This is a genomic window from Pseudoclavibacter sp. 8L (assembly GCF_902506465.1).
Classification (GTDB): domain Bacteria; phylum Actinomycetota; class Actinomycetes; order Actinomycetales; family Microbacteriaceae; genus Pseudoclavibacter.
Genome location: NZ_LR733185.1, coordinates 1,185,922 through 1,204,926 on the forward strand (window position 1 = coordinate 1,185,922; position 19,005 = coordinate 1,204,926).

Sequence of the window (19,005 nt, forward strand, 5' to 3'; positions counted from 1 at the left end):
CAATGGGTAAATGTCGACGAAGCGCAAGCGCAGGCCCAACACGCGCACGGTCAGGGGCTCGGCCGATACGCCGACCTACCGCATGAGTGCCCAGCGCATGGCGTGCATCACCGGCTCCTTGGTGGCGCTGATGGTCATTCTGCTCCTCGCCGCGGTTGTGGGCCTCATGGCCAGTGACGGGTCCGGGTCGAGCAATGGTGAGATGTGGGGAGTGGTCGCACTCGTGGCGGCGTTCGGTCTCCCCGTTGCCGCAGCGGCGATTTTCGGGGGTCTGGCGATTTCGGCCTGGGGTTGGGTCCCTGGCACCATCTTCAGCATCGGGTGGCTGGCGTTGCTGATCCACATCACGAACGATTCGTTCCACCTGCTCTACGACGGTCAGGCCGTTGGGCCGCTGATCTACCGGGAACAGGCATTGCAAGCGACAGGGATCACTGGGCTGATCGTCGGCGGCGCACTGTACTTCGTCGCAGGGTGGGCGAGCGACGTCCCGATGTGGATCGGCGGGACGAGCGGAGGCATCTCGACAGGCAGGGTGCGAAGCAGGGGGCATGACGCACCTGCAGAGCCGTTGGACGAGCCTTGACAACAGCCGTGATCCTCGAGTTCGGTGGACCCCGCGGCACCGGATGGGAGCTCTCACACCCTGAGGGTGCGAAAGATAGCCGCCGAGACTTGCGACGGGGGAGTGGATGCGGCAAACCGCGGCGCGTGGTCTTCCTAAGCAATGGGTCACAAGCGGACAGTTCCATTAAAACGCCGGTGACCAATGAGGGAGACGTCCGTCGCCTTGGATCATGACTACGGGGCACCGGGTCAGGTTGCCGTCACGCCCGGGCCTGCCTTGCATATCGAATTGGCCTTCGTGAAGCAGAGAACTGTGTCTTCCTGATCGCAGCATTCCTCGAACGATCCACGAGACCGCCCAAGCTCTACCGAGAGCTGTGGCCTGGATGGCCCTGGGATTCGGCACGCTTGGGCTGATCCTCAGCCTCACGAACATGATCCTCAACCTCGAGCAAGTGAGACGGCGTCGCGCGTCGGCGGTTACGCGGACTGGGTTTCGCGTGGTTGTCAAGGGATGAGCCGAATATGCGTAGCTAGCTAAATTACAAGCTGGCGCTCTGCCGCTGAAATATATGGTGTGGGCCAGCGGCCCCCGACTCCCAGCGCGGGATCTTCAAGGCGTCGTGGGCACGGAGGCTTCTCAGAATGAATGTGGAACTCGACATTGCTCTGTCTGGCGATCGCGCCGTCGATTGGCTTGAAGCGCATGGCGCGCGGGCGATATCACTCGGCGAGGATTTCCGGCTCTTCGCGGATCTCGTCTCCAGTCCCAGCATCAGCATCACTCGCATCTGGCACACACCTATGGAAGTCCGCCTGCGTCCCACGCATGAGACCGGCCTCGATCGCGTCTATCTGAGCTTCATGATGCGCGGAACCCTCAGCGTCACCGAAGAGGCTGATTTTTCGGCGACCGGAACACCTCCCATTTTCATCCACGACACGGCGGTTCCCGCTCGGATCCGCACCGAAGAGGAATCGAGCAGGTTCGTCTTCGGCATCCGACGATCGAAGATCGAGGCTGTCTTGGGGGCGGATATCTCTGACGAGCGCCCACGTATCCCAGACGCGAGTCTGCGACGGGTTGCCCTCGCTACCGCTGCCGCTTCTTTCGACTGCGAGCTCGAGGAGGCGACGCTTCCCTTCTTCGCTTGGCGAAACGCGATCGAGACTCTGGTTATTGCCGCTCTTCGATCGACGATGCAGGCTCCAGGGCCATCGGAAGCGCTCCTGCACCGCTCACAGCAGCTCATCCTGGACCACGCGAGCGAACCCGACTTTTCGGTTGTCGAGCTCGCCAACCGGGTGGGAATCTCCACCTCGCATCTGCACCGCGTCTTCCGCGCCATCGACACGACTCCCGCGACGGCCCTCCGCAAAAGGCGCCTCAGCCTTGCTCAAGACCTCATGACCGCTCAAGCAACCCCGCAGGATCTGAAAGCGATCGCGCTTCAAGCTGGGTTCAGGAGCCTGCGCATGCTCCAGTACGCGAGGCGGATGTACGCAAGTGAGAGTGTCGTGGCCGATCGGTAGCGGTGTCGTTGCTCTCCGGGGTAGGCCAAGCCCTGGGTGAGCCGCGGATCGTGTCACCCTCGGTGCACGGAGACAGTCGCTGGCAGCGCGACAAACGGATGGCCCGTCGTCCAGAATGCACCGTCGGAGATGTGCTCCGTCCCGCGTGAAGCGGGAACGATCTCTGGTTTTCAACCGCTCGAGGCGATGAGGGCCGGAGATCGCTTGGATCTTCATCGACTTCTCTTTCAACAGTCGAGTCTGACTCCTTGCTGAAGAGCCCCCAGTCGATGTCGAGGGTGAGGTGCTCCCGGCTCCCGGCTGGGCTGTGCTCTGCTGATGCTGGTCGCCGAATCGTGTGGTGAGTGAACGTTCACATCGCGGTCCGTCGCAGGCGCGCAGGGCTTAGCGGCGGCAAAACGAAGCCAGTATCCGCTGCTTTTTGGCCAGAATGCGAACGAGGCAAGATCGTCGACGCCATTGACTGCGACCCCAACGTGTAGGCGGTGAGCGATGGCACGCGCACGGCGGGACTCGTCCTGTGGAGCCGCACCAGTGGGCGCCCACTCGCGCACCTTCGAGCGAGTCCTCTTGCCGTGAAAAGCTCACGATGACGTGAACCAAGCGGGCTGTGGCCAAAAAGTCGCAACCATGAGTGTGGGCTGCGAAGCAGCGCTATGTTCGTGAGCTGTCAGTAACTTCACGAGGACCTGGAATGTCGAACCAAAGGAACACGAAACCAATGTCACCAGCTGAACGCAGGGCGCAGCTGAAGGTGGCCGCGCGGAGGGCGACCGTGCCCGCCGCGTCGGTCACCGCACCGCTCTCAGTCGGGCCGATGGAAGCTGTCGACGATGCAGTCATCTTCAGTGGCCGGTCAGTCGAATCGCTTGACGACACCAACCCGACTCGGCCGGGCCGCCCGCTGTACCCGCCAGCGAAGACCTCTCCGTTCCCGGCGAGGTCCAAGGACGTTGGTACGACTCCAATCGACCGGGGGCGCGCTCAATCCGCGCTCCTCCCGACCTCGCCCACCTCGAGCCATGGCATTCACGACTCGATGCACGTTGTGTGTGTGACGCGCCGCTGGTCACGAGCGCCTCGTCTTCCTCCACAGCGAGCACAGAGAGTGGTGAACACAGACAACAGCGGCAACGGTGCCCTCTCCTTCACGGTGGACCAGGCATTGTCGGCCAGCGGGGGCCTTGAGGCCGGCCCGCCAAGCTGGGCGCGCGGGTCGATCGTCAGCTCTGCTTGAGGGGGCCAGTGATGCGTGGTGCCGGTTCTCGCGGCGGTGACTCCCGGGCCGCAGAGTCGGGTACCGCGACCTCATCGGCATCGTGCACGAGAACTCCCTCGCTCGTTCCGCGGCGCGGTGTGTCGGGAGGGGCCACCTCAACCAATCGACAAGCGAGCTGCCCTCGATCTTCCCAGACATCGCCGTGAATTGAAAAGTCGCTTCGGAGCAGGACCCTCGTGGGCAATCTGGTAGCGGCCACAGCGCTCGCAGAATCAGTGGGCACGGCAACGCCCACTCAGAGCGGATGCCGGTGGTGTGGACGAGAGGGTGATTTCGCCACTTGCGCGGCCGCGAGACTCGCGGCGTAGTTCCATTCCAAGATGCTCTCGACTCGTGCAATTCATCGATCGCTTCGGGTAATTTTCACATCGTGCTGCAGTGAAAGCACCGAATCCATGCAGTTCGTTCTGTGCTTTTTCAGGCAGGACCGCAGCTCGCGTGACTTAACGTGATCTGCAGCAGAAGTAATTGAGGTGACACTGATATGGGTGAGCGCTCATATTTTTCAGAAATTCACGGTTGGCAAGCTTTGCCAGGATTGCGGGGGTACGAGAATACGTTCGTAGGAAAGCTGCCCGTCGACGCGTTCGAATCTTCGGGAGTCTTTGTCCGTGGATATTACGAACCGGCCAACTCGGAAGTGCAGCTTCTTCGGTTCAATAACTTTCTCGTGGCTAGACTCCGAACTCGGCCCGTCGTCCTGGAGTGGCCTCGCACGCGTCTGCCCGCAAGAAGGCGATATGCGTTCATACTTGTCAATCAAGGCGAAGTTGCATTCGCTGGTGACCGCCTGAAGGGCAACCCAAGCGCCACAGGCGTTGGCATGGCTCTCCCGGGGCACGAATCACTGACCATTGATGTGGTTGGTGCCACAGAGATGATCGTCTTCACCTTCGACCAGGAAGAGATTTCGCCGTTGCGGGCGAATCGGGTTCCCAACGTCATGGACGTGTCCAGTTCGCCACTCTTCACGGCGACCTATCACTTCCTGAATAGGCTCCTCAGTCAGTCGCCTGACGCAGACCATACGACAGCGAACTCCATTCGTGAGCTGCTTCGATCCTTTGCCCGCGCGCTTGTCGTGGAATCGACCAGAGAGAACATCGAAAACCCGGATGATCTCTTCGAGCGCGTCAAGGAACTGGTCAATTCTCGGTTCTCGAACCTCGACTTCGGGCCGCCGGAAATGGCAAGGGAACTCGGCGTTTCGACGAGGTCGTTGCAGCGAGCGGCGGAAAAGCACGGAGCCAGCGTCGCCAAGATGTTGCGGACAGCGCGAGCAGCGCGGGCTCGGCGTCTGATTCTCACTCGGCCACATCTCAATCTTGATGTGGTCAGCAAGATGAGCGGGTTCAACTCCGTCGGATCTCTACGTCGAGCCCTGCTCAGCACGCATGGGGTGTCAGTGAAAGATGTCCGAGGATCAGCGGGGGCTGAAGCCGGAGAACCCCCATCGAATCCGCCTTCGGACCCGCCTGCCGACCACATCCTCTGATCGCGTTCGCGTTCGCGTTCGCGATTCGCCGGAGACAGTGTCGAGCTCAGGGAACTGTCGACGGAGAACCCATCAGAGTGATGATCGTCGCTCTCCGCCGCCACCGCTCGGGTCGTGCCCCACCGTAGGGTTCGACTCTCCAGTCGGAGGTTCGCTCGAGATTGCCCAGCGCTGCACTCGTCCAACGGCGGTCAGTGAGAGCGCTGTGGCGATTCGACCGAGGTCCAGCATCTCCGTGATGAGCGCGCCTGTACCAGGGCTTCCGGATGCTGAATCCTTCTCATCGGTCATCTCTTCATTCGTCCAGTTTCCGCGCTGAGGATCGTTCGATGCCGTGCAGCATCACTGGGGAGCGATCAGAACTTCGTGACCAGAAAACTCTGGCAGGGGGCATCTTGGTTGTTGGTGCTCAGGAGGCGCGAGTCCACCTTGCACGCTTTTGAAGCGCCGGTTTCGGCGTCACGCTTCATCTGCTGGACATGGATCACCAAGCGTCGCAGATCGCTGTCGAATGTGACTCCTTCTCAACTGTCACGCTCTGGCCGTCGCCACATGGAACAGTGTTGTCGCGTTTCGAGCTTGCGTTCTCCGTGAACCGATTGGCCCCGCCTCGGTCGATCGCTCGTGGAGGCTCGGCGGCGGGGTGCCGCCTGCCAAGCACATCGCGGAGGTGAGGATCACGTGCTTGCGCGCGGGCAAGGCGGACAGGATTCAGTTGCTGCTCCTGAAATGTGCGGCGCGGTGACCCCAGATCACCGCGCCGCACCGTGGGGCACCGTGCGGGCCATCCCCCGATAGCTCAGTCACCAGCACCCACGCTGCCCACTGTAGGAGCGCACGTAGCCGACCGGATGGTTTGGCGGAATCTAGACCGTAGCTGTCGCGTTTCGAGACCTGTTGCGGCTCTTCACCACTGTTGCGCCTGCAGGAGCTCACCCTCGGGTGACCTGCGAGTCACGGCCTTCGGCGCAGCGGGGACCTGCCCCGCGCCGAAGCGCGATTCGCTTGCAGGAGGCGGTGCTCCCGGGGGGCGATCCCCGGCCTGGAAGATCCTGCCGCGTCCCAGCAGTGAGGGTGCAAGGTCAACCGCACAGGGCCCGTGGGACCGCTTGCTCGGGCTGGCCATGCTGATCGCCAGCGAGATTGACTCGTCTCCCAGCTCGGAGTGTGGGTACACTTGCCCGTCTTCGGCCCCATGAGCCCCGGCGGCTTCTGCCGCCGACATGTCCGCGTGAAATCTGAGATAACCGAGCGTGGAGAGTGCGTTTTGCGACGCTCCGCATTCCGATGACGCGCCGTGCCGTCGGAGAGGACCGGCGGTCCACGGTGCTCACGGATGTGTGATTTCTCTTAGCGAATTCGGCCGATTGGCCCGACTCGAACGATCGGAGCGGCATTGGATTCTGCACATGTTGTGGGTCTCGAGAATGATGAGGCGCTGCAGTGGCTGCAGGGGAATGGTTGGAAAGTTCGGGTTGCCGGAACGAAGGTTCGTGTTCACGCGGACATCATCGGGGCCCGAGCGTTCACGCTGGGACGCATCTGGCAAACCGCAACGAGAGTGGACCCCGACGCGGACTCCTACAATCCCGATCTTGTCTACGTGAATTTTGTCCTGACGGGTCATCTCGTGATTCAGAGCACTGGCGGAGCGACGAGAAAAGTTGCTGCGCCGCAGTTCTACACGCATTCGGCGCGCAGACCAGTGAGCGTCTCTTCTGTGGCGCCTCATTCGTGCTTGTTCATCGCGATTCCCAGGGAGCACCTCGCGGAACTTCCGTGGGTCGAGAGCCAGGCGCCAGGGCCGTTCGTGACGACAGGGGCCTTCCGGAGGGTCTTCATCGCCGCTGCAAATGCTTCGCTCGACACGCAGATCGGGGAGCAGCAGGTTGGCTTCGCCTTCTGGAGGCGTGGACTCGAAGAACTGCTGCTCGCTGCACTCACGGAGACGAGAGTTCTCGAGGATGTGAAGACAGGATCGCAGAAAGGCCTGCATCTAGCCCGGGCTCAACTGCTGATCGAGGAGAACTACCGGGATGCGGACTTCTCGACCCGAGAACTGGCACGCGCTCTGAACATCTCCATTTCGCAGTTGCACCGCATCTTCTCGGCGGAGGGAAAGACAGCAGGGGCAACCATCCGGGCCAGGCGGGTGGATCGGGCGCGGAGTCTTCTCAGTGTGAGTGAGAACTCGAGATCCGAACTTCTCGGGATCACGCAGGAGAGTGGATTCCGATCCGTGCGAACCATGCGTCGACTCCTGAGAGAGGACCTTGCAGAGCGCTCGTCTGGCGAGACCTGATTCCGAAATAAGCAGCCGACGCTCCAAGGGTGCGACGTGGGGCGCTCAGACCAGCTTCTTGATCTCGGTGACCGTCCGCAGCAGATGCGGCACGATGTTCTGGATCTTTTCCGGTGTCATCTCGTGCTCGAGGCCCGAGGTGCTGACGCCTCCGATGACGGAGCCATCCGCGGATCGCAGGGCTGCCCCGACGCACCGGATCCCGAGCTCGTTCTCCTGGTCGTCGATCGCCCATCCACGCTCCGAGACGAGGCGAAGCTGCGCCTGGAGCTCCCGCTTCGACACGATGGAGTGGACCGTCCGTCTTGTGAGCTCGGCTGACACCAGCAGGTCGGAACTCAGCTCGGGGGAGAGCGAGGCGAGGATGGACTTGCCGATGGCGGTGGACCACAGCGGAATCGTGTCTCCGACGCGTGAGCGCATCTGGTAGGCCGCCGGTCCGTCGATCTTGGCGACGTACATGAGCGTCGTCTGGCGGAACCGCGCCATATGCACCGTGCAGCCCACCTCGTCGCGCAGTCGCTGGAGCAGCGGAAGGGCTTTCTGCGTCGCGCGTTCGTCGCGCTGCACGCTCGCAGCGAAGAGGTGCGTACGGGCTCCCGGGCGGTAGGTGCGGTCTGCGCCGTGCTCGACCCAGTCATGCTCGACGAGGTCGCTGAGCACCCGGTGCACGGTGCTGACGGAGAGACCTGTCGCGGTCGCGAGGTCGGAGATGCGATGGTGCTCGGAGACGGCCTCCATGAGAGTGAGTCCCTTCATCAGGGCAGAGAGCGGAGGCTCCGAGTGCTCGGGCGATGGTGTCATGTCCTCATCCAATCGCAGCCGCTTGAGATTCCGCACTCCGTCGAGCGTGGGACCGCGGCAGGGATTCGCTGTCGATTCGACTCTTCTTTGAGTCAGGTCCGTAGTTCGCACCCTAGCCTAGTTTCCGCTCTACAGAAAGTCCTTTCCATAGAGCCGAAAACTTGTAGTATCGCCACCATCGACGCAGAGAGGCGTCGACTCCCCGGGTCGGGGGATTGACATCAAGGAGGATGTAATGACTACGAGAAGGCACAACGCAAAGGTGGCGCTCGCGCTAGCTGTCGGCGTCACCGTTGGCCTCACGGGGTGCGCCCCCGGAGAGGTCGTCAGCGGCGACGACGGTGCAAGCGGGCCGTTGGAAGTCCAGGAGATCAACCCGGCGGACTTCGCCGGCGAGTCGCTGAGCTACGTCTACTTCACCGACGGACCCGACGAGGCGGCAACGCGCGACCTCATCGCATCGTTCGAGGAAGAGTACGACGTCACCGTGAACCTCGAGATCCTCCCATACGCGGACCTCGTCACGTCCGTGCAGGCGCGGCTCTCCGGCGGCAACGCCCCCGACGTCGTCCGCCTCACGGGCCTCGGCGACTTCCAGAACGACCTCCTCGATCTGCGCACGTACCTCGGTGAGGACTATGCATCCGAGTTCGTCGACGGCCCCGTATCGGGTGCCACGACCGACGACGGGCAGCTCATCGCGGTCCCATCCGACCTCACGCTCAACGGCCCGTTCATCAACACCGACCTCTTCGAGCAGGCAGGCGTCCCGCTTCCCGACTCGAGTGATCCATGGACCTGGGACGAGATGATCGCCGCGGCCACGAAGGTCCAGACGGCGACGGGCACCGAGTACGCCTTCGCGATGGACAAGTCGGGGCACCGACTCTCCACAGTGCTCAGCCAGTACGGCACCGCACTCGTCGGCGACGGCGAGGTCGTCCTCGACGAGGCGAAGGCCGAAGCCGCCTTGCAGCCGCTCGTCGACATGATGGCCGACGGCCGCATGCCCCGCGACTTCTGGCTCGGCTCGGGCACTCGATACGAGGGTGCAAACGAGATCTTCCTCGCGCAGGACACTCCCGTCTACCTCTCCGGCAACTGGCAGGTCGGCCAGTTCGCTGCCAACGCGGACTTCAACTGGGCAGCAGCACCCAATCCCTGCGCTGAAGAGTGCGGCGGATTCCCCGGCGGCAAGTACATGGCTGCGCTGAAGGAAGGCCCCAACCCGGCGCTCGCCGCGTTCTTCGTCCAGTACATGAACACCGCGGAGTCGCAGGAGAAGTTCGTTGCAGCAGGTGGGTTCCTCCCCACTCGCGCGGACCTCACGGAGCAGGGTGTCACCTACCCGGACCGTCAGGCCGACATGGATACGTTCCAGGCTGACCTCGCTCGCACTCCCGACCTCGGCTACGCCGCGAACGGCGACGTCGCCTTCAACGGCAGCGCCCTCGAGCTCGTCGACCAGCTCTCTCGAGTCGTCGCCGGCGAGAAGGACCTCAAGACCGCGGTCGCAGACGTCAAGTCGAACGCGCAGTCGCTCGTGGAGGAGCTGCACAAATGACGTCAGAGCGCACGGTCGCTCGGCGGAAGGTGATCGGGGGCAAGTCTCGGAAGCCCTTCAGCCTCCGCTCGGCGCCGTACCTGTTCCTCCTGCCCAACATGGCGATCTTCGGGCTGTTCACGATCTGGCCCGCCATCAACGGCTTCAACATCTCGATGTACTCGTCGTCGAACGGACGCACCTTCGCGTGGGAGGGGCTCGGCAACTACCAGACGATCCTCTCCGACTCGGAGTTCTGGGGGATCGTCTGGCAGACCGTGGTCTACGCGGTGGCCTTCGTGCTCCTGTCCGTCGTCCTCGGCACGCTGCTCGCCGTCCTCGTCGAGCAGCAGCGGAGGGGTCGCTCCTTCTTCCGGGCGGTCTTCTTCATCCCGGTCCTCATCTCGCCCGTGGTCGCGGGCCTCGTGTGGAACTGGATGCTGGAGCGGCAGGGGGGAATCGTCAACGCGTTCCTCGGCCTCTTCGGCGTCGCCCCGGTCCCGTGGCTCGTCGAGGGCCCGCTTGCCATGCTCTCGGTGATCGTCGTGGGCACCTGGATGCAGGTGGGCTTCTACATGCTCATCCTGCTCGCAGGCCTCCAGAGCATCGACCCGTCGCTCTACGAGGCGGCGCAGCTCGACGGCGCCTCCAGGTGGAAGCAGTTCACGAACGTCACGCTGCCCCTGCTGCAGCCGAGCATCCTGGTCGTCGTCGTGCTCGCCACGATCCACGGCTTCCAGGCGTTCGACTTCATCTACACCCTCACGGGCGGTGGACCGGTCGGAGCGACCACCCTCATCGTCCAGTACATCTACGAGAACGGCTTCGTGTCGCCGATCCGCTACGGGCTCGCCTCTGCGGGGAGCGTGCTGCTCTTCATCGTCATCTTCACGATCACCATCGTGAATTACCTGATCGGACGAAAGCGGGACGCGGTATGACCACCGAGACGGCAAGCAATTTCATCGCCACGCAGGAACCGCGCCGGAGCTGGACCTCCACGGGGTCGAAGAAAGTCACCTCGACGGACGCGCTGCGCGTCGTCATCCTGGTCACGGCGACGCTCGTGGCGCTCATCCCGATCGTCTGGCTCGTCCTCGGCTCGTTCAAGTCGCCCGCCGAACTGGCCATGCGGCCACCCGCGCTGCTGCCGGAGACCTGGGGGTTCGGCAACTACACGGAAGCTCTCTCGCGGTTCAACTTCGCCGGTTACTTCCTGAACAGCGTCGTGGTCACGATCGGGGCGACCGTGCTCACGCTCTCGGTCAACTCGATGGCGGCATACGCACTCGCGAAGTACAACTTCCGGGGGAAGAACTTCCTGTTCATCCTCACCCTGGCGACCATCATGATCCCGCTGCAGGTGATCTTGATCCCCGTCTACCAGGTCGTCGCTTCCATGGGGCTCGTGAACACGCTCTGGGGCCTCATCATCCCGGCAGCAGCGACGCCGACGGGGGTGTTCATCCTCCGCCAGTACATGCTGTCGATCCCCGACGAGCTCATCGAGGCGGCGCGGATGGACGGCGCGGGCGAGTTCCGCATCTTCGCCACCATCGTGCTGCCCATGTGCCGACCTGCGCTCGCGGTCGTCGCGATCCTGTCGGTCATGTGGCGGTGGAACGACTTCCTGTGGCCGCTCGTCGTGGCACAGAGCGAATCGGTCTACACGCTGCCGGTGGCACTCGCCCGATTCACGGCGGAGGAGACGGTCCCGTTCAACCTCATCATCGCGATGAGCGTGGTCAGCATCGTCCCCGTCATCATCCTCTTCCTGTTCTTCCAGAAGCAGGTCACGACGGGCATCGCGAACACGGGCCTCAAGTAGCCCGTCACTCACCATCGATCTTGGACAAGGAAACACACGGAGCATGAGTTCTTCACTCACAGTCACCAACCGGACCGTTCACCTCGCCGACGCAGACGGCACGATCAGGGATTGGCTGGTCTCACCGGCCTGGGCAAGCAGCTGCGATGACCTCGACGCGTTTCTCTCCGAAGACGGGGAACCGTGGGGAGACGGCAGATGGGTGCTGACGAACGGACCAGACGTCGGCGAGCTGAAGCAGCGTCTGTACGCGGCGCACCAGCTCGACGAATCACAGGACCTCCCGCAGGTCATCGAGGGCGGCCCGGTCAGCTGGGTAGCCAACGGGCAGAGCTCGAGCGCCGAATGGGCACGCGTGCACACCCCGGCCGACGGCTTCGTCGACTGGTCGGCGTTCTGCTTCACCCCGGAGTACCGGGCCTCGCTCGCCGCCACGGCGGTGGAGGTCGACCAGAGCGAGTGGCGGACGATCGAGGTGCACACGACGGGCCCGTTCGTCCTCTGGGTGGGAGGCGTAGTCGTCCTGCGGGGTGATCAGGTCTCCTACATGGAGCCGCTCACGTCCTCGGTGCGGGTGCGTCTGCCGTCGGGGATCACGCCGCTGCACCTGGCGACCTGGCAGGTCGCATTCCGGGAGTGCCGGCACATCGTGCGCGTGCGGGTCGAAGGGCTGCCGGTTCGCGTGGTCATCCCCTCGCCCGGTGCCGACGAGCATGCTGGCCGACTCGCAGAGCAGGTGCTGAATCGGGTTGCGTCCACGAGCTGGGCGCTCGAGGGGCCAGTCGCCGCCTTCTCCGCACCACGCGGTGTGCGGTTCCGTGTCCGAACGAGCGACCACGAGGACTGGCAGCTGGTGGAAGCGGATGAGAAGGGCCTGGTCCGATTCCGTGTCGGCGGGGTCGCCGAGGAGGACGCGTTCGCGGAGGGCGACGCAGCCTCCGCAGGCGCCTCCATGCTGAGCACGGGGGAGAGCATCGTGCAGATCGGGCTCGATGACCCCCGCTGCCCGCAGCTTCGTCGCATCCGAGTCGCAGTCGTTCCGCCGGACAGCAGGGAACAGCCCCATGGCGATCCTGCGCTGTGGCGCGACGAGGTGCTCCGCTTCGTGGCCGGCCTCGAGGACGACACTCCCACTGAGGCCGGACTCGCGGGTCTCCTCGCTCGCCACGAGCTGCTCGGAGACGTGCGCGTCGAGCCTTCGGATCTCGCGTCTGCGCTGCACCGGGTCGAGACGCGCGGCGACTGCGCCGACTTCGAGGTGCTCTCGATGCTGCTCGCCTGGCACCGGGTGCCGAGCGATGCCTGGTCCGCGGGGCTGCGCGACCGAGTGCAGGGCGCCGTGACGGGCATGAAGTACTGGATCACCCAACCCGGCCTCGACGCCATGTGCTACTTCACGGAGAACCACCAGTTCGTCTGGCACGTCGCCGAGCTGCTCGCCGGGGAGACCTTCCCGGATGAGGTCTTCTCCGTCGACGGGCGAACGGGTGCCGAGCATGCGGACGAGGCGCGCGTCCGCGCCGCCGGATGGCTCGACCGCAAGCTGTCCGGCGGGTTCAGCGAGTTCGACTCGAACGCATACCTCGCCATCGACAGCTACGCCCTCTGCATGCTGATCGAGCTCGGGGTCGACGAGCGCCTCACCGAAGCCTCGCGGGTACTCCTCGACAAGGTGCTCTTCACGCTCGCGTGCAACTCGTGGCGCGGCACGCACGGAGCGGCGCACGGACGCTCGTACGTGCACACGCTGCGCAGCTCGCGCTTCGAGGAGACCTCGCCCATCCTGCGCCTGCTCGCCGGAGTCGGCAGCCTCAACGACGCCGTGCTGCCGGTCACCACGCTCGCGATCTCGCGGAAGTACGCCGTGCCGGCGATCATCCGCAAGCTCGCCGGGGAGCCACCGCGCGAATGGTGGGGCACCCAGGTCTACCGCGGGAAGCTGGCGTTCGAACGGGACCTCCTCAGCAGGCCGTACCGCTCAGATCTCCGCGTCTGGAAGACCCCGGACGTGATGCTCTCGAGCGTGCAGGACTACCGAGCCGGGCTGCCCGGCCTCCAGGAGCACATCTGGGGAGCCACGCTCGCCCGCGAGTTCCAGATCTTCGTCACGCATCCCGCGAACGCGGATACGGGGTCGTCGGCAAGGCCCAACGCATGGGCCGGTCACCGCGTCCTCCCGCGCGTGCATCAGCACCGGAACGTGGTCGTCCATCTCCAGCGCTTCACGAGCAGCGACCCCATCACGCGGACGCACCTCTGGCTGCCTTCCGAGCAGGCAGACGAGCTCGTCGTTGCTGGCGATTGGATCGCCGTCCGGCGCGGCGACGGATACGTCGCCATCGCGACTCCCGGCGGCGTGCGCCCCATCGCGACCGGCGAAACCGCTCAGCAGGAGTGGATACCGGTCGAAGATGGCGCGGTCTGGGTCGCCGTCGCCGGTCGGAAGGACTCGGATGGGGACTTCCAGACGTGGGCCGCCGGCCTGCACTCTGCGAACCTCGACTGGAACCCGAGCGGCGCCGACGACCCCGGCGTCCGATTCCAGCTGGGATCCGGACCGAAGCTCGACGTGACCTTCTCGAGCGCACTGCTCGTCGACGACGTGCCTGAGGGATTCAGCGACGGCACGATCGTCGAGGAACAGCACCTCCAGAACCCGGCAACGCGCAGCGCGTTCGGTGACGCCGAGATCATCGCGGAATGGGACGGCGAGAGGCTCCAGCTACCCGTCGAGCACGTCCGTCAGGGACTCGCCCAGATCGGCGGTGACGCAGATGGCCGGTGAAGACACCTCCTCGGCGGACCTCGCGCCGCCGCCGCTGCCGCCGTTGGCGAAGGCCTCGGCCGGAACCGGATTCGCCGAGCTCGAGGGTGATCTCCTGCGCGGCACCCTCGCCATGGGCGTCGACAGATGGTTCTGGGGCGAGGGGGTCTGCCTCCTCGCGACGTGGCGTGCCGCCGAAGCTCGCGGGGCGACACACCCGCAGCTCGTGCTCGACTACATGGGACGCCACGCGAGCCGTCTCCCGGTGCTCGAGCACGTCAACAACATGGCACCTGCCGCCACAGCAGCCGAACTGCTGCGCGCATCCGGTGACCTCGGTGCTCGGCGCCTCGTCGAGGCCTGCCTCGCCTGGTACCAAGACGCACCCGAAGCCACCCGGGCCTCGAACGGTGCGCTCGAGCACTGGCCAGGGGGAGTCTGGGCCGACACCGTGTACATGGCTGGCGAGTTCCTCCTCCGTGCCGGGCGCGCGCTCGAACGCCCCGAGCTCACGCGGGAGGCGGTGCAGCAGTGGCTCGCCCATGCAGAGCAGCTGCAGGACACGGACACGGGCCTCTTCGCCCACGGCACCAACCAGGGAACACGGATCGACTGCTTCTGGGGGCGCGCCAACGCGTGGATCGCGCTCGCGGGTGCGGACCTGCTGCACCTCGCAGGCGACGATCCTGCGATCGGCGAGGTCCGCGAACGACTCGCCGTGCAGCTCCGGACCCTCGCTGCGCTCCAACCGGACCACGGCGTATGGGACGTCCTCGTGGACGGCCCCATCGAGACCAGAGGAATCCTCGAGACGTCCGCGGCCGCCGGGATCGGGGCCGCGCTGCTGCGGAGCAGCGCGCTCCTCGAACAGCAGCTGCCAGCCGCCGACCGGCTCCTGCGGCGAGCCGGTGAGCGCGCTGTCCTCGGTTCTCTGGCGTACGTCGATGACGGTCGACTCACCCGAGTGAGCGCTGGAACCGTACTCCAGCTCATCCCGTTCGGCTACTCCGTCATCCGAGACGACCGCGTCCAGCCGTGGGGACAGGGCCTCGCCCTGGAGGCGATCGCCGCCTGGAACGAGACAACAGCAGCAGCATCATCATCGTCAGCCCCCAAATCAGAGGAGCACTCATGACCATCACGAAGTACGCCCACAGCCCCAACGCCGTCGCAGCGATGAAGACCGACGAGCTGCGTTCCTCGTTCCTCATGGAGGAGCTGTTCGCCGCGGGTGAGGCGCGAAGCGTCTACCTGCACCACGATCGGATCCTCGCGTTCGGCGTCGTGCCGCTCGACGAACCGCTCGAGCTGCCCACGCCTGACCAGGTGCGAGCCGAGTTCGTCCTGCAGCGCCGCGAGGCAGGTGTCATCAACGTCGGCGGGCCGGGCACCGTGCAGGTCGGCGGCGAGGAGCACGAGCTCGCGCACGTCGGCACGATGTACCTCGGACGCGGGGAACGCGAAGTGCGGTTCTCCTCGGCAGACCCAGCGAACCCGGCCGCGTTCTACGTGTTCACCGCGACCTCGCACCAGGACCTTCCGACGACCAAGATCACGCCTGACATGACCAACGTCGTCGAGCTCGGCGATCCCGAGAACGCCAACCGTCGCACGCTGAACCAGTGCATCTACGAGGGCGGGACGCGCAGCTCGCAGATCGCGTTCGGGTTCACGCAGGTTCACTCCGGAAGCGCCTGGAACACCCTCCCCGCGCACACGCATGACCGACGAACGGAGTGCTACCTGTACTTCGATCTCGCGCCGGAGCACCGGGTCTTCCACGTCATGGGGGAGCCGCAGGAGACCAGGCACCTCGTCGTGTCGAACCGTCAGCTCGTGGTCTCGCCGAGCTGGTCGGTGCACTTCGGTGCGGGTACCGGCCCGTACACCTTCGTGTGGGCTACCGCGGGCGAGAACACCACCTACAACGACATGGACCCCGTCGACACCACGCTGGTGCGCTGAGCAGAGCGGCTGGCCCTGACGTCGGACGACGGCAGGGCCAGCCGCACGGGTGAGCCGGGATCGCTGTGTCGCCCTCGCCTGATCGTCTAGGTTTATCCGGATGATGATGATGTCGAGGTGGGCAGCGAGCGTGCTCCTCGTGTCGGTTCTCGCGGGGATCCTCGCGGCAGTGTTCGCCGCCATGCGCTCCGACTGGGCGACTGGGCTCGCAGCGCTCATCGCGCTCGCGGCGGCATGGGCCTCGATCTGGCTGGTGCTGCGCGAGCATGCGCGAGACCGTGCGCGGCTCGAGGAGGTCACCGAGCTCAGCACGAGGCGCGCGGACCAGGCATCGGTGCTGAGCCACGAGCTCCGCACACCGCTCGCGGTCATCCAGGGAGCCGGGGAGCTCCTCGCGGAGGAGAAGGCTGGCCCGCTCACCGAGAAGCAGGCCGTGTTCGTGCATCGCATCGTCGACAACGCCGTGCGGATGCACAACTTCTCGGAGCAACTGCTCACCAGGGCCCGCCTCGAGGCCGGCCTCGTGTCGATCGAGCGCTCTCGGGTCGACCTCAGAGTGCTGTTCCGTGGCGTCGTCGAGGAGCTGTCGGAGATCTCCGATGTCACGGTCGTGCTGGATGCCCCGGGAGCCCCGGTCAGCGCATTCGTCGACCCGCAGCTCACGAGGCAGGTCATCACGAACCTCGTGAACAACGCTGCGAGGAGCGAGTCGGCGGGCGGTCGCGTGGAAGTGCGTATCGTTCCTGGGGACGACGAGGTCATGATCTCGGTCAGCGACGGAGGGACGGGGATGACGGAGACGCAGCGCGAACGCCTGTTCAGCCGTTTCTCGAGCGGCCGCCCGCTCGGCAACGGCACCGGCATCGGGCTCTTCATCTCGCAGCAGTTCGTGGAGCTGCAGGGTGGCCGCATCCACGTCGACACGATCTCGGGAAAAGGGACGACGATGATGTTCACGCTGCCGCTTGCCGACCCAGCCACCGTGAGGCGTCGACGATGACCACGCCGCACAGTCTCGCATTCGTCGTCGACGACGAACCGGCGATGCTCGACATCGTCACGTTCGCGCTGGAGACGCAGGGGTTCACGACGGAGTCGTTCCGCTCGGCGGAGACCGCGTGGACGGCCCTCGAACGCTCACGCCCGGACCTCGTGGTGCTCGACATCATGCTGCCGGGCATCTCGGGGATCTCGCTGTGCCAGCGCATCAAGTCGCGCTGGGACCTGCCGGTGATCCTCGTGACCGCGAAGGGCGAGGTCTCCGACCGGATCGCGGGGCTGGAGGCGGAGGCCGACGACTACGTCGCGAAGCCGTTCCACCCGCGCGAGCTGGCACTCAGGGCGCAGCGGCTCGTGCGGCGCCCGGAGTCGTCGCGTGCCGTCGTGACCTCCGGGGTCCGACTCGAGCTTGACCCCGCGAGCCACGATGTCATCGTCGCCGCGGAGCGAGTCTCGCTCACCAACACCGAGTACAAGCTCCTCGCCGCCCTCATGGCGCACCCGAACTCACCGCTCGACTTCTCGCAGCTCCTCCTCATGTGCTGGGGCGAGTACGACCGCCACGGCGATCGGGAGATGATCAAGGCCGCGGTCTACCGGATGCGCCACAAGCTCGAGGCGGCCGTCACGGGAAGCTCGGCGGCGATCGAGAGCGTGCGCGGCACCGGCTACCTGCTCCGCGCCGACCGCACCTGAGCGTCGTCCGGCATCAGCGCTCCCTCCCAACTCGGTGACAGAGCTGTCACCGAGCATCACCGAGCTGTCACGGGCGCGCCCGCATCCCGCTCGTAGCGTTGGCAACATCGAGCACAGCTCACTGATGCTCGACAGTTCGAAAACCAGGACAAAGGAGTTCTCCCGCATGCAACGCACACTGCTTCCCTTCGCGGTCGCGGCAACAGCCGCCACCGCTCTCCTCGCCGGCTGCTCGGCGGGTGCGGGCACCGAGGCGGGTGCCTCGAGCGAACCGGTCACGTTCATCTGCACCCCGCAGGAGGATTGGTGCCAGGTCATCGCCGCCGAGTTCACGGCGGCCTCCGGCATCCCGGCGAACTACGTGCGGCTGAGCGGCGGCGAGGCCGTCGCGCGCCTCAGCGCGACAGGAGACACCCCGGAGTTCGACGCCTGGTTCGGCGGCGGCGCCGAGGGGCATCTCGCGGCTGACGAGTCCGGCTTCCTCGAGCCGTACACCTCACCGAACGCCGAGCAGATCCCGTCGGAATACAAGGACGCGGATGGGCGCTGGACCGGTGTCTACGTCGGCGCGCTGAGCTTCTGCTCGAACACCGACGTGCTCGAGGAGATCGGTGCCGAGGCGCCGACCTCCTGGGCGGACCTGCTCGACCCGAAGTTCAAGGGGAATATCGCCATGGCGCACCCCGGCACCTCCGGCACGGCGTACCAGGCGCTCTGGACCGAGGTCGAGCTCAACGACGGCGACCAGGATGCGGCCATCGGCTTCTTCGGCAAGCTGCACTCCAACATCCTCCAGTACTCGAAGAGCGGCAGCGCGCCGGGCCAGATGGCAGGTCGCGGCGAGGTCGCAACCGGCGTGATCTTCGCCCAGGATTGCCAGAAGTTCGTGAACGAGGGCTTCACGAACCTCGAGACGACCTTCCCCTCCGAGGGAACCGGCTACGAGGTCGGGGCCGTCTCGCTCATCAAGAACGCGAAGAACCCAGAAGGCGCCAAGGCGTTCATCGACTGGACCCTCACGGCCGAGGCGCAGGACCTCGCCGCGACTGTCGGCAGCTACAGCGTGCCCACGAACCCGGACGTGGTCATCACGGAGGACATGGTCGACTTCGACACCGTGAAGCTCGTGCACGCCGACATCGACGCCGCGGGTCAGGCGCGCAACGAGCTCACCGGACGGTTCGACTCGGAGGTGGCGCCTGCTCCCAAGGAGTAGAAGCGCAGACGAAC

General features: G+C 65.2%; 14 protein-coding genes. 13 read left to right on the plus strand and 1 reads right to left on the minus strand.

Annotated features, from left to right (window positions below):
* Positions 1 to 10 precede the first annotated feature (10 nt).
* The 4 genes from GV007_RS05590 (at position 11) to GV007_RS05605 (ending at position 7,176) form a co-directional block, all read left to right on the plus strand.
* A complete protein-coding gene (locus GV007_RS05590) occupies positions 11 to 586 on the plus strand; it encodes a hypothetical protein (protein WP_160071322.1) in 576 nt (191 codons plus the stop codon).
* Positions 587 to 1,212: 626 nt separating this feature from the next.
* Complete coding sequence (locus GV007_RS05595; RefSeq protein ID WP_160071323.1) at positions 1,213 to 2,100, plus strand: AraC family transcriptional regulator; 888 nt, start codon at positions 1,213 to 1,215, stop codon at positions 2,098 to 2,100.
* A 2,156-nt stretch (positions 2,101 to 4,256) separates the two neighbouring features.
* Positions 4,257 to 4,874 (plus strand): helix-turn-helix domain-containing protein, encoded by a 618-nt coding sequence (locus GV007_RS05600; protein WP_160071324.1) that lies wholly within the window; start codon positions 4,257 to 4,259, stop codon positions 4,872 to 4,874.
* A gap of 1,396 nt (positions 4,875 to 6,270) precedes the next feature.
* Entirely contained in the window at positions 6,271 to 7,176 is a 906-nt protein-coding gene (locus GV007_RS05605) for a helix-turn-helix domain-containing protein (protein ID WP_160071325.1), read from the plus strand.
* Between the two features lie 45 nt (positions 7,177 to 7,221).
* On the opposite strand, the gene GV007_RS05610 is transcribed toward GV007_RS05605, so the two are convergent.
* Complete coding sequence (locus tag GV007_RS05610; protein ID WP_160071326.1) at positions 7,222 to 7,980, minus strand: IclR family transcriptional regulator; 759 nt, start codon at positions 7,978 to 7,980, stop codon at positions 7,222 to 7,224.
* 235 nt (positions 7,981 to 8,215) lie between these two features.
* Here GV007_RS05610 and GV007_RS05615 point away from each other — a divergent pair, with 235 nt between their 5' ends.
* From GV007_RS05615 to GV007_RS05655, 9 genes are all read left to right on the plus strand, one after another.
* Positions 8,216 to 9,544, plus strand: coding sequence for an ABC transporter substrate-binding protein (locus GV007_RS05615; RefSeq protein ID WP_160071327.1), 1,329 nt, complete (start codon positions 8,216 to 8,218; stop codon positions 9,542 to 9,544).
* A complete protein-coding gene (locus tag GV007_RS05620) occupies positions 9,541 to 10,464 on the plus strand; it encodes a carbohydrate ABC transporter permease (protein WP_160071328.1) in 924 nt (307 codons plus the stop codon). Before GV007_RS05615 ends, GV007_RS05620 begins: the two co-directional genes overlap by 4 nt.
* Positions 10,461 to 11,351, plus strand: coding sequence for a carbohydrate ABC transporter permease (locus GV007_RS05625; RefSeq protein WP_104242401.1), 891 nt, complete (start codon positions 10,461 to 10,463; stop codon positions 11,349 to 11,351). Before GV007_RS05620 ends, GV007_RS05625 begins: the two co-directional genes overlap by 4 nt.
* Before the next feature lie 43 nt (positions 11,352 to 11,394).
* Positions 11,395 to 14,136, plus strand: a complete 2,742-nt coding sequence (locus GV007_RS05630) for a hypothetical protein (RefSeq protein ID WP_201297578.1) — start codon at positions 11,395 to 11,397, stop codon at positions 14,134 to 14,136.
* Positions 14,126 to 15,250: a glycoside hydrolase family 88 protein gene (locus GV007_RS05635; RefSeq protein ID WP_160071329.1), complete on the plus strand. Its 1,125-nt coding sequence runs from the start codon at positions 14,126 to 14,128 to the stop codon at positions 15,248 to 15,250. The genes GV007_RS05630 and GV007_RS05635 overlap by 11 nt, the downstream gene beginning before the upstream one ends.
* The gene (kduI, locus tag GV007_RS05640) at positions 15,247 to 16,080 is read left to right on the plus strand and encodes a 5-dehydro-4-deoxy-D-glucuronate isomerase (RefSeq protein ID WP_160071330.1); all 834 of its coding nucleotides are present in this window, start codon (positions 15,247 to 15,249) and stop codon (positions 16,078 to 16,080) included. Before GV007_RS05635 ends, kduI begins: the two co-directional genes overlap by 4 nt.
* 109 nt (positions 16,081 to 16,189) lie before the next feature.
* Complete coding sequence (locus GV007_RS05645; protein ID WP_236558346.1) at positions 16,190 to 17,080, plus strand: sensor histidine kinase; 891 nt, start codon at positions 16,190 to 16,192, stop codon at positions 17,078 to 17,080.
* Positions 17,077 to 17,775 carry a response regulator transcription factor gene (locus GV007_RS05650; protein WP_160071332.1) on the plus strand — a complete coding sequence of 233 codons (699 nt, stop codon included), beginning with the start codon at positions 17,077 to 17,079 and terminating at the stop codon, positions 17,773 to 17,775. The genes GV007_RS05645 and GV007_RS05650 overlap by 4 nt, the downstream gene beginning before the upstream one ends.
* Positions 17,776 to 17,941: 166 nt before the next feature.
* Complete coding sequence (locus GV007_RS05655) at positions 17,942 to 18,991, plus strand: ABC transporter substrate-binding protein (protein ID WP_160071333.1); 1,050 nt, start codon at positions 17,942 to 17,944, stop codon at positions 18,989 to 18,991.
* Positions 18,992 to 19,005: the final 14 nt, after the last annotated feature.

Excerpts from the sequence above, each read along its gene's own strand:
- GV007_RS05590 (WP_160071322.1), top strand. The coding sequence starts at position 11 with ATGTCGACGAAGCGCAAGCGCAGGCCCAACACGCGCACGGTCAGGGGC.
- GV007_RS05595 (WP_160071323.1), top strand. The coding sequence starts at position 1,213 with ATGAATGTGGAACTCGACATTGCTCTGTCTGGCGATCGCGCCGTCGAT.
- GV007_RS05600 (WP_160071324.1), top strand. The coding sequence starts at position 4,257 with ATGATCGTCTTCACCTTCGACCAGGAAGAGATTTCGCCGTTGCGGGCG.
- GV007_RS05610 (WP_160071326.1), bottom strand. The coding sequence starts at position 7,980 with ATGACACCATCGCCCGAGCACTCGGAGCCTCCGCTCTCTGCCCTGATG.
- GV007_RS05615 (WP_160071327.1), top strand. The coding sequence starts at position 8,216 with ATGACTACGAGAAGGCACAACGCAAAGGTGGCGCTCGCGCTAGCTGTC.
- GV007_RS05620 (WP_160071328.1), top strand. The coding sequence starts at position 9,541 with ATGACGTCAGAGCGCACGGTCGCTCGGCGGAAGGTGATCGGGGGCAAG.
- GV007_RS05625 (WP_104242401.1), top strand. The coding sequence starts at position 10,461 with ATGACCACCGAGACGGCAAGCAATTTCATCGCCACGCAGGAACCGCGC.
- GV007_RS05630 (WP_201297578.1), top strand. The coding sequence starts at position 11,395 with ATGAGTTCTTCACTCACAGTCACCAACCGGACCGTTCACCTCGCCGAC.
- GV007_RS05635 (WP_160071329.1), top strand. The coding sequence starts at position 14,126 with ATGGCCGGTGAAGACACCTCCTCGGCGGACCTCGCGCCGCCGCCGCTG.
- kduI (WP_160071330.1), top strand. The coding sequence starts at position 15,247 with ATGACCATCACGAAGTACGCCCACAGCCCCAACGCCGTCGCAGCGATG.
- GV007_RS05645 (WP_236558346.1), top strand. The coding sequence starts at position 16,190 with ATGTCGAGGTGGGCAGCGAGCGTGCTCCTCGTGTCGGTTCTCGCGGGG.
- GV007_RS05650 (WP_160071332.1), top strand. The coding sequence starts at position 17,077 with ATGACCACGCCGCACAGTCTCGCATTCGTCGTCGACGACGAACCGGCG.
- GV007_RS05655 (WP_160071333.1), top strand. The coding sequence starts at position 17,942 with ATGCAACGCACACTGCTTCCCTTCGCGGTCGCGGCAACAGCCGCCACC.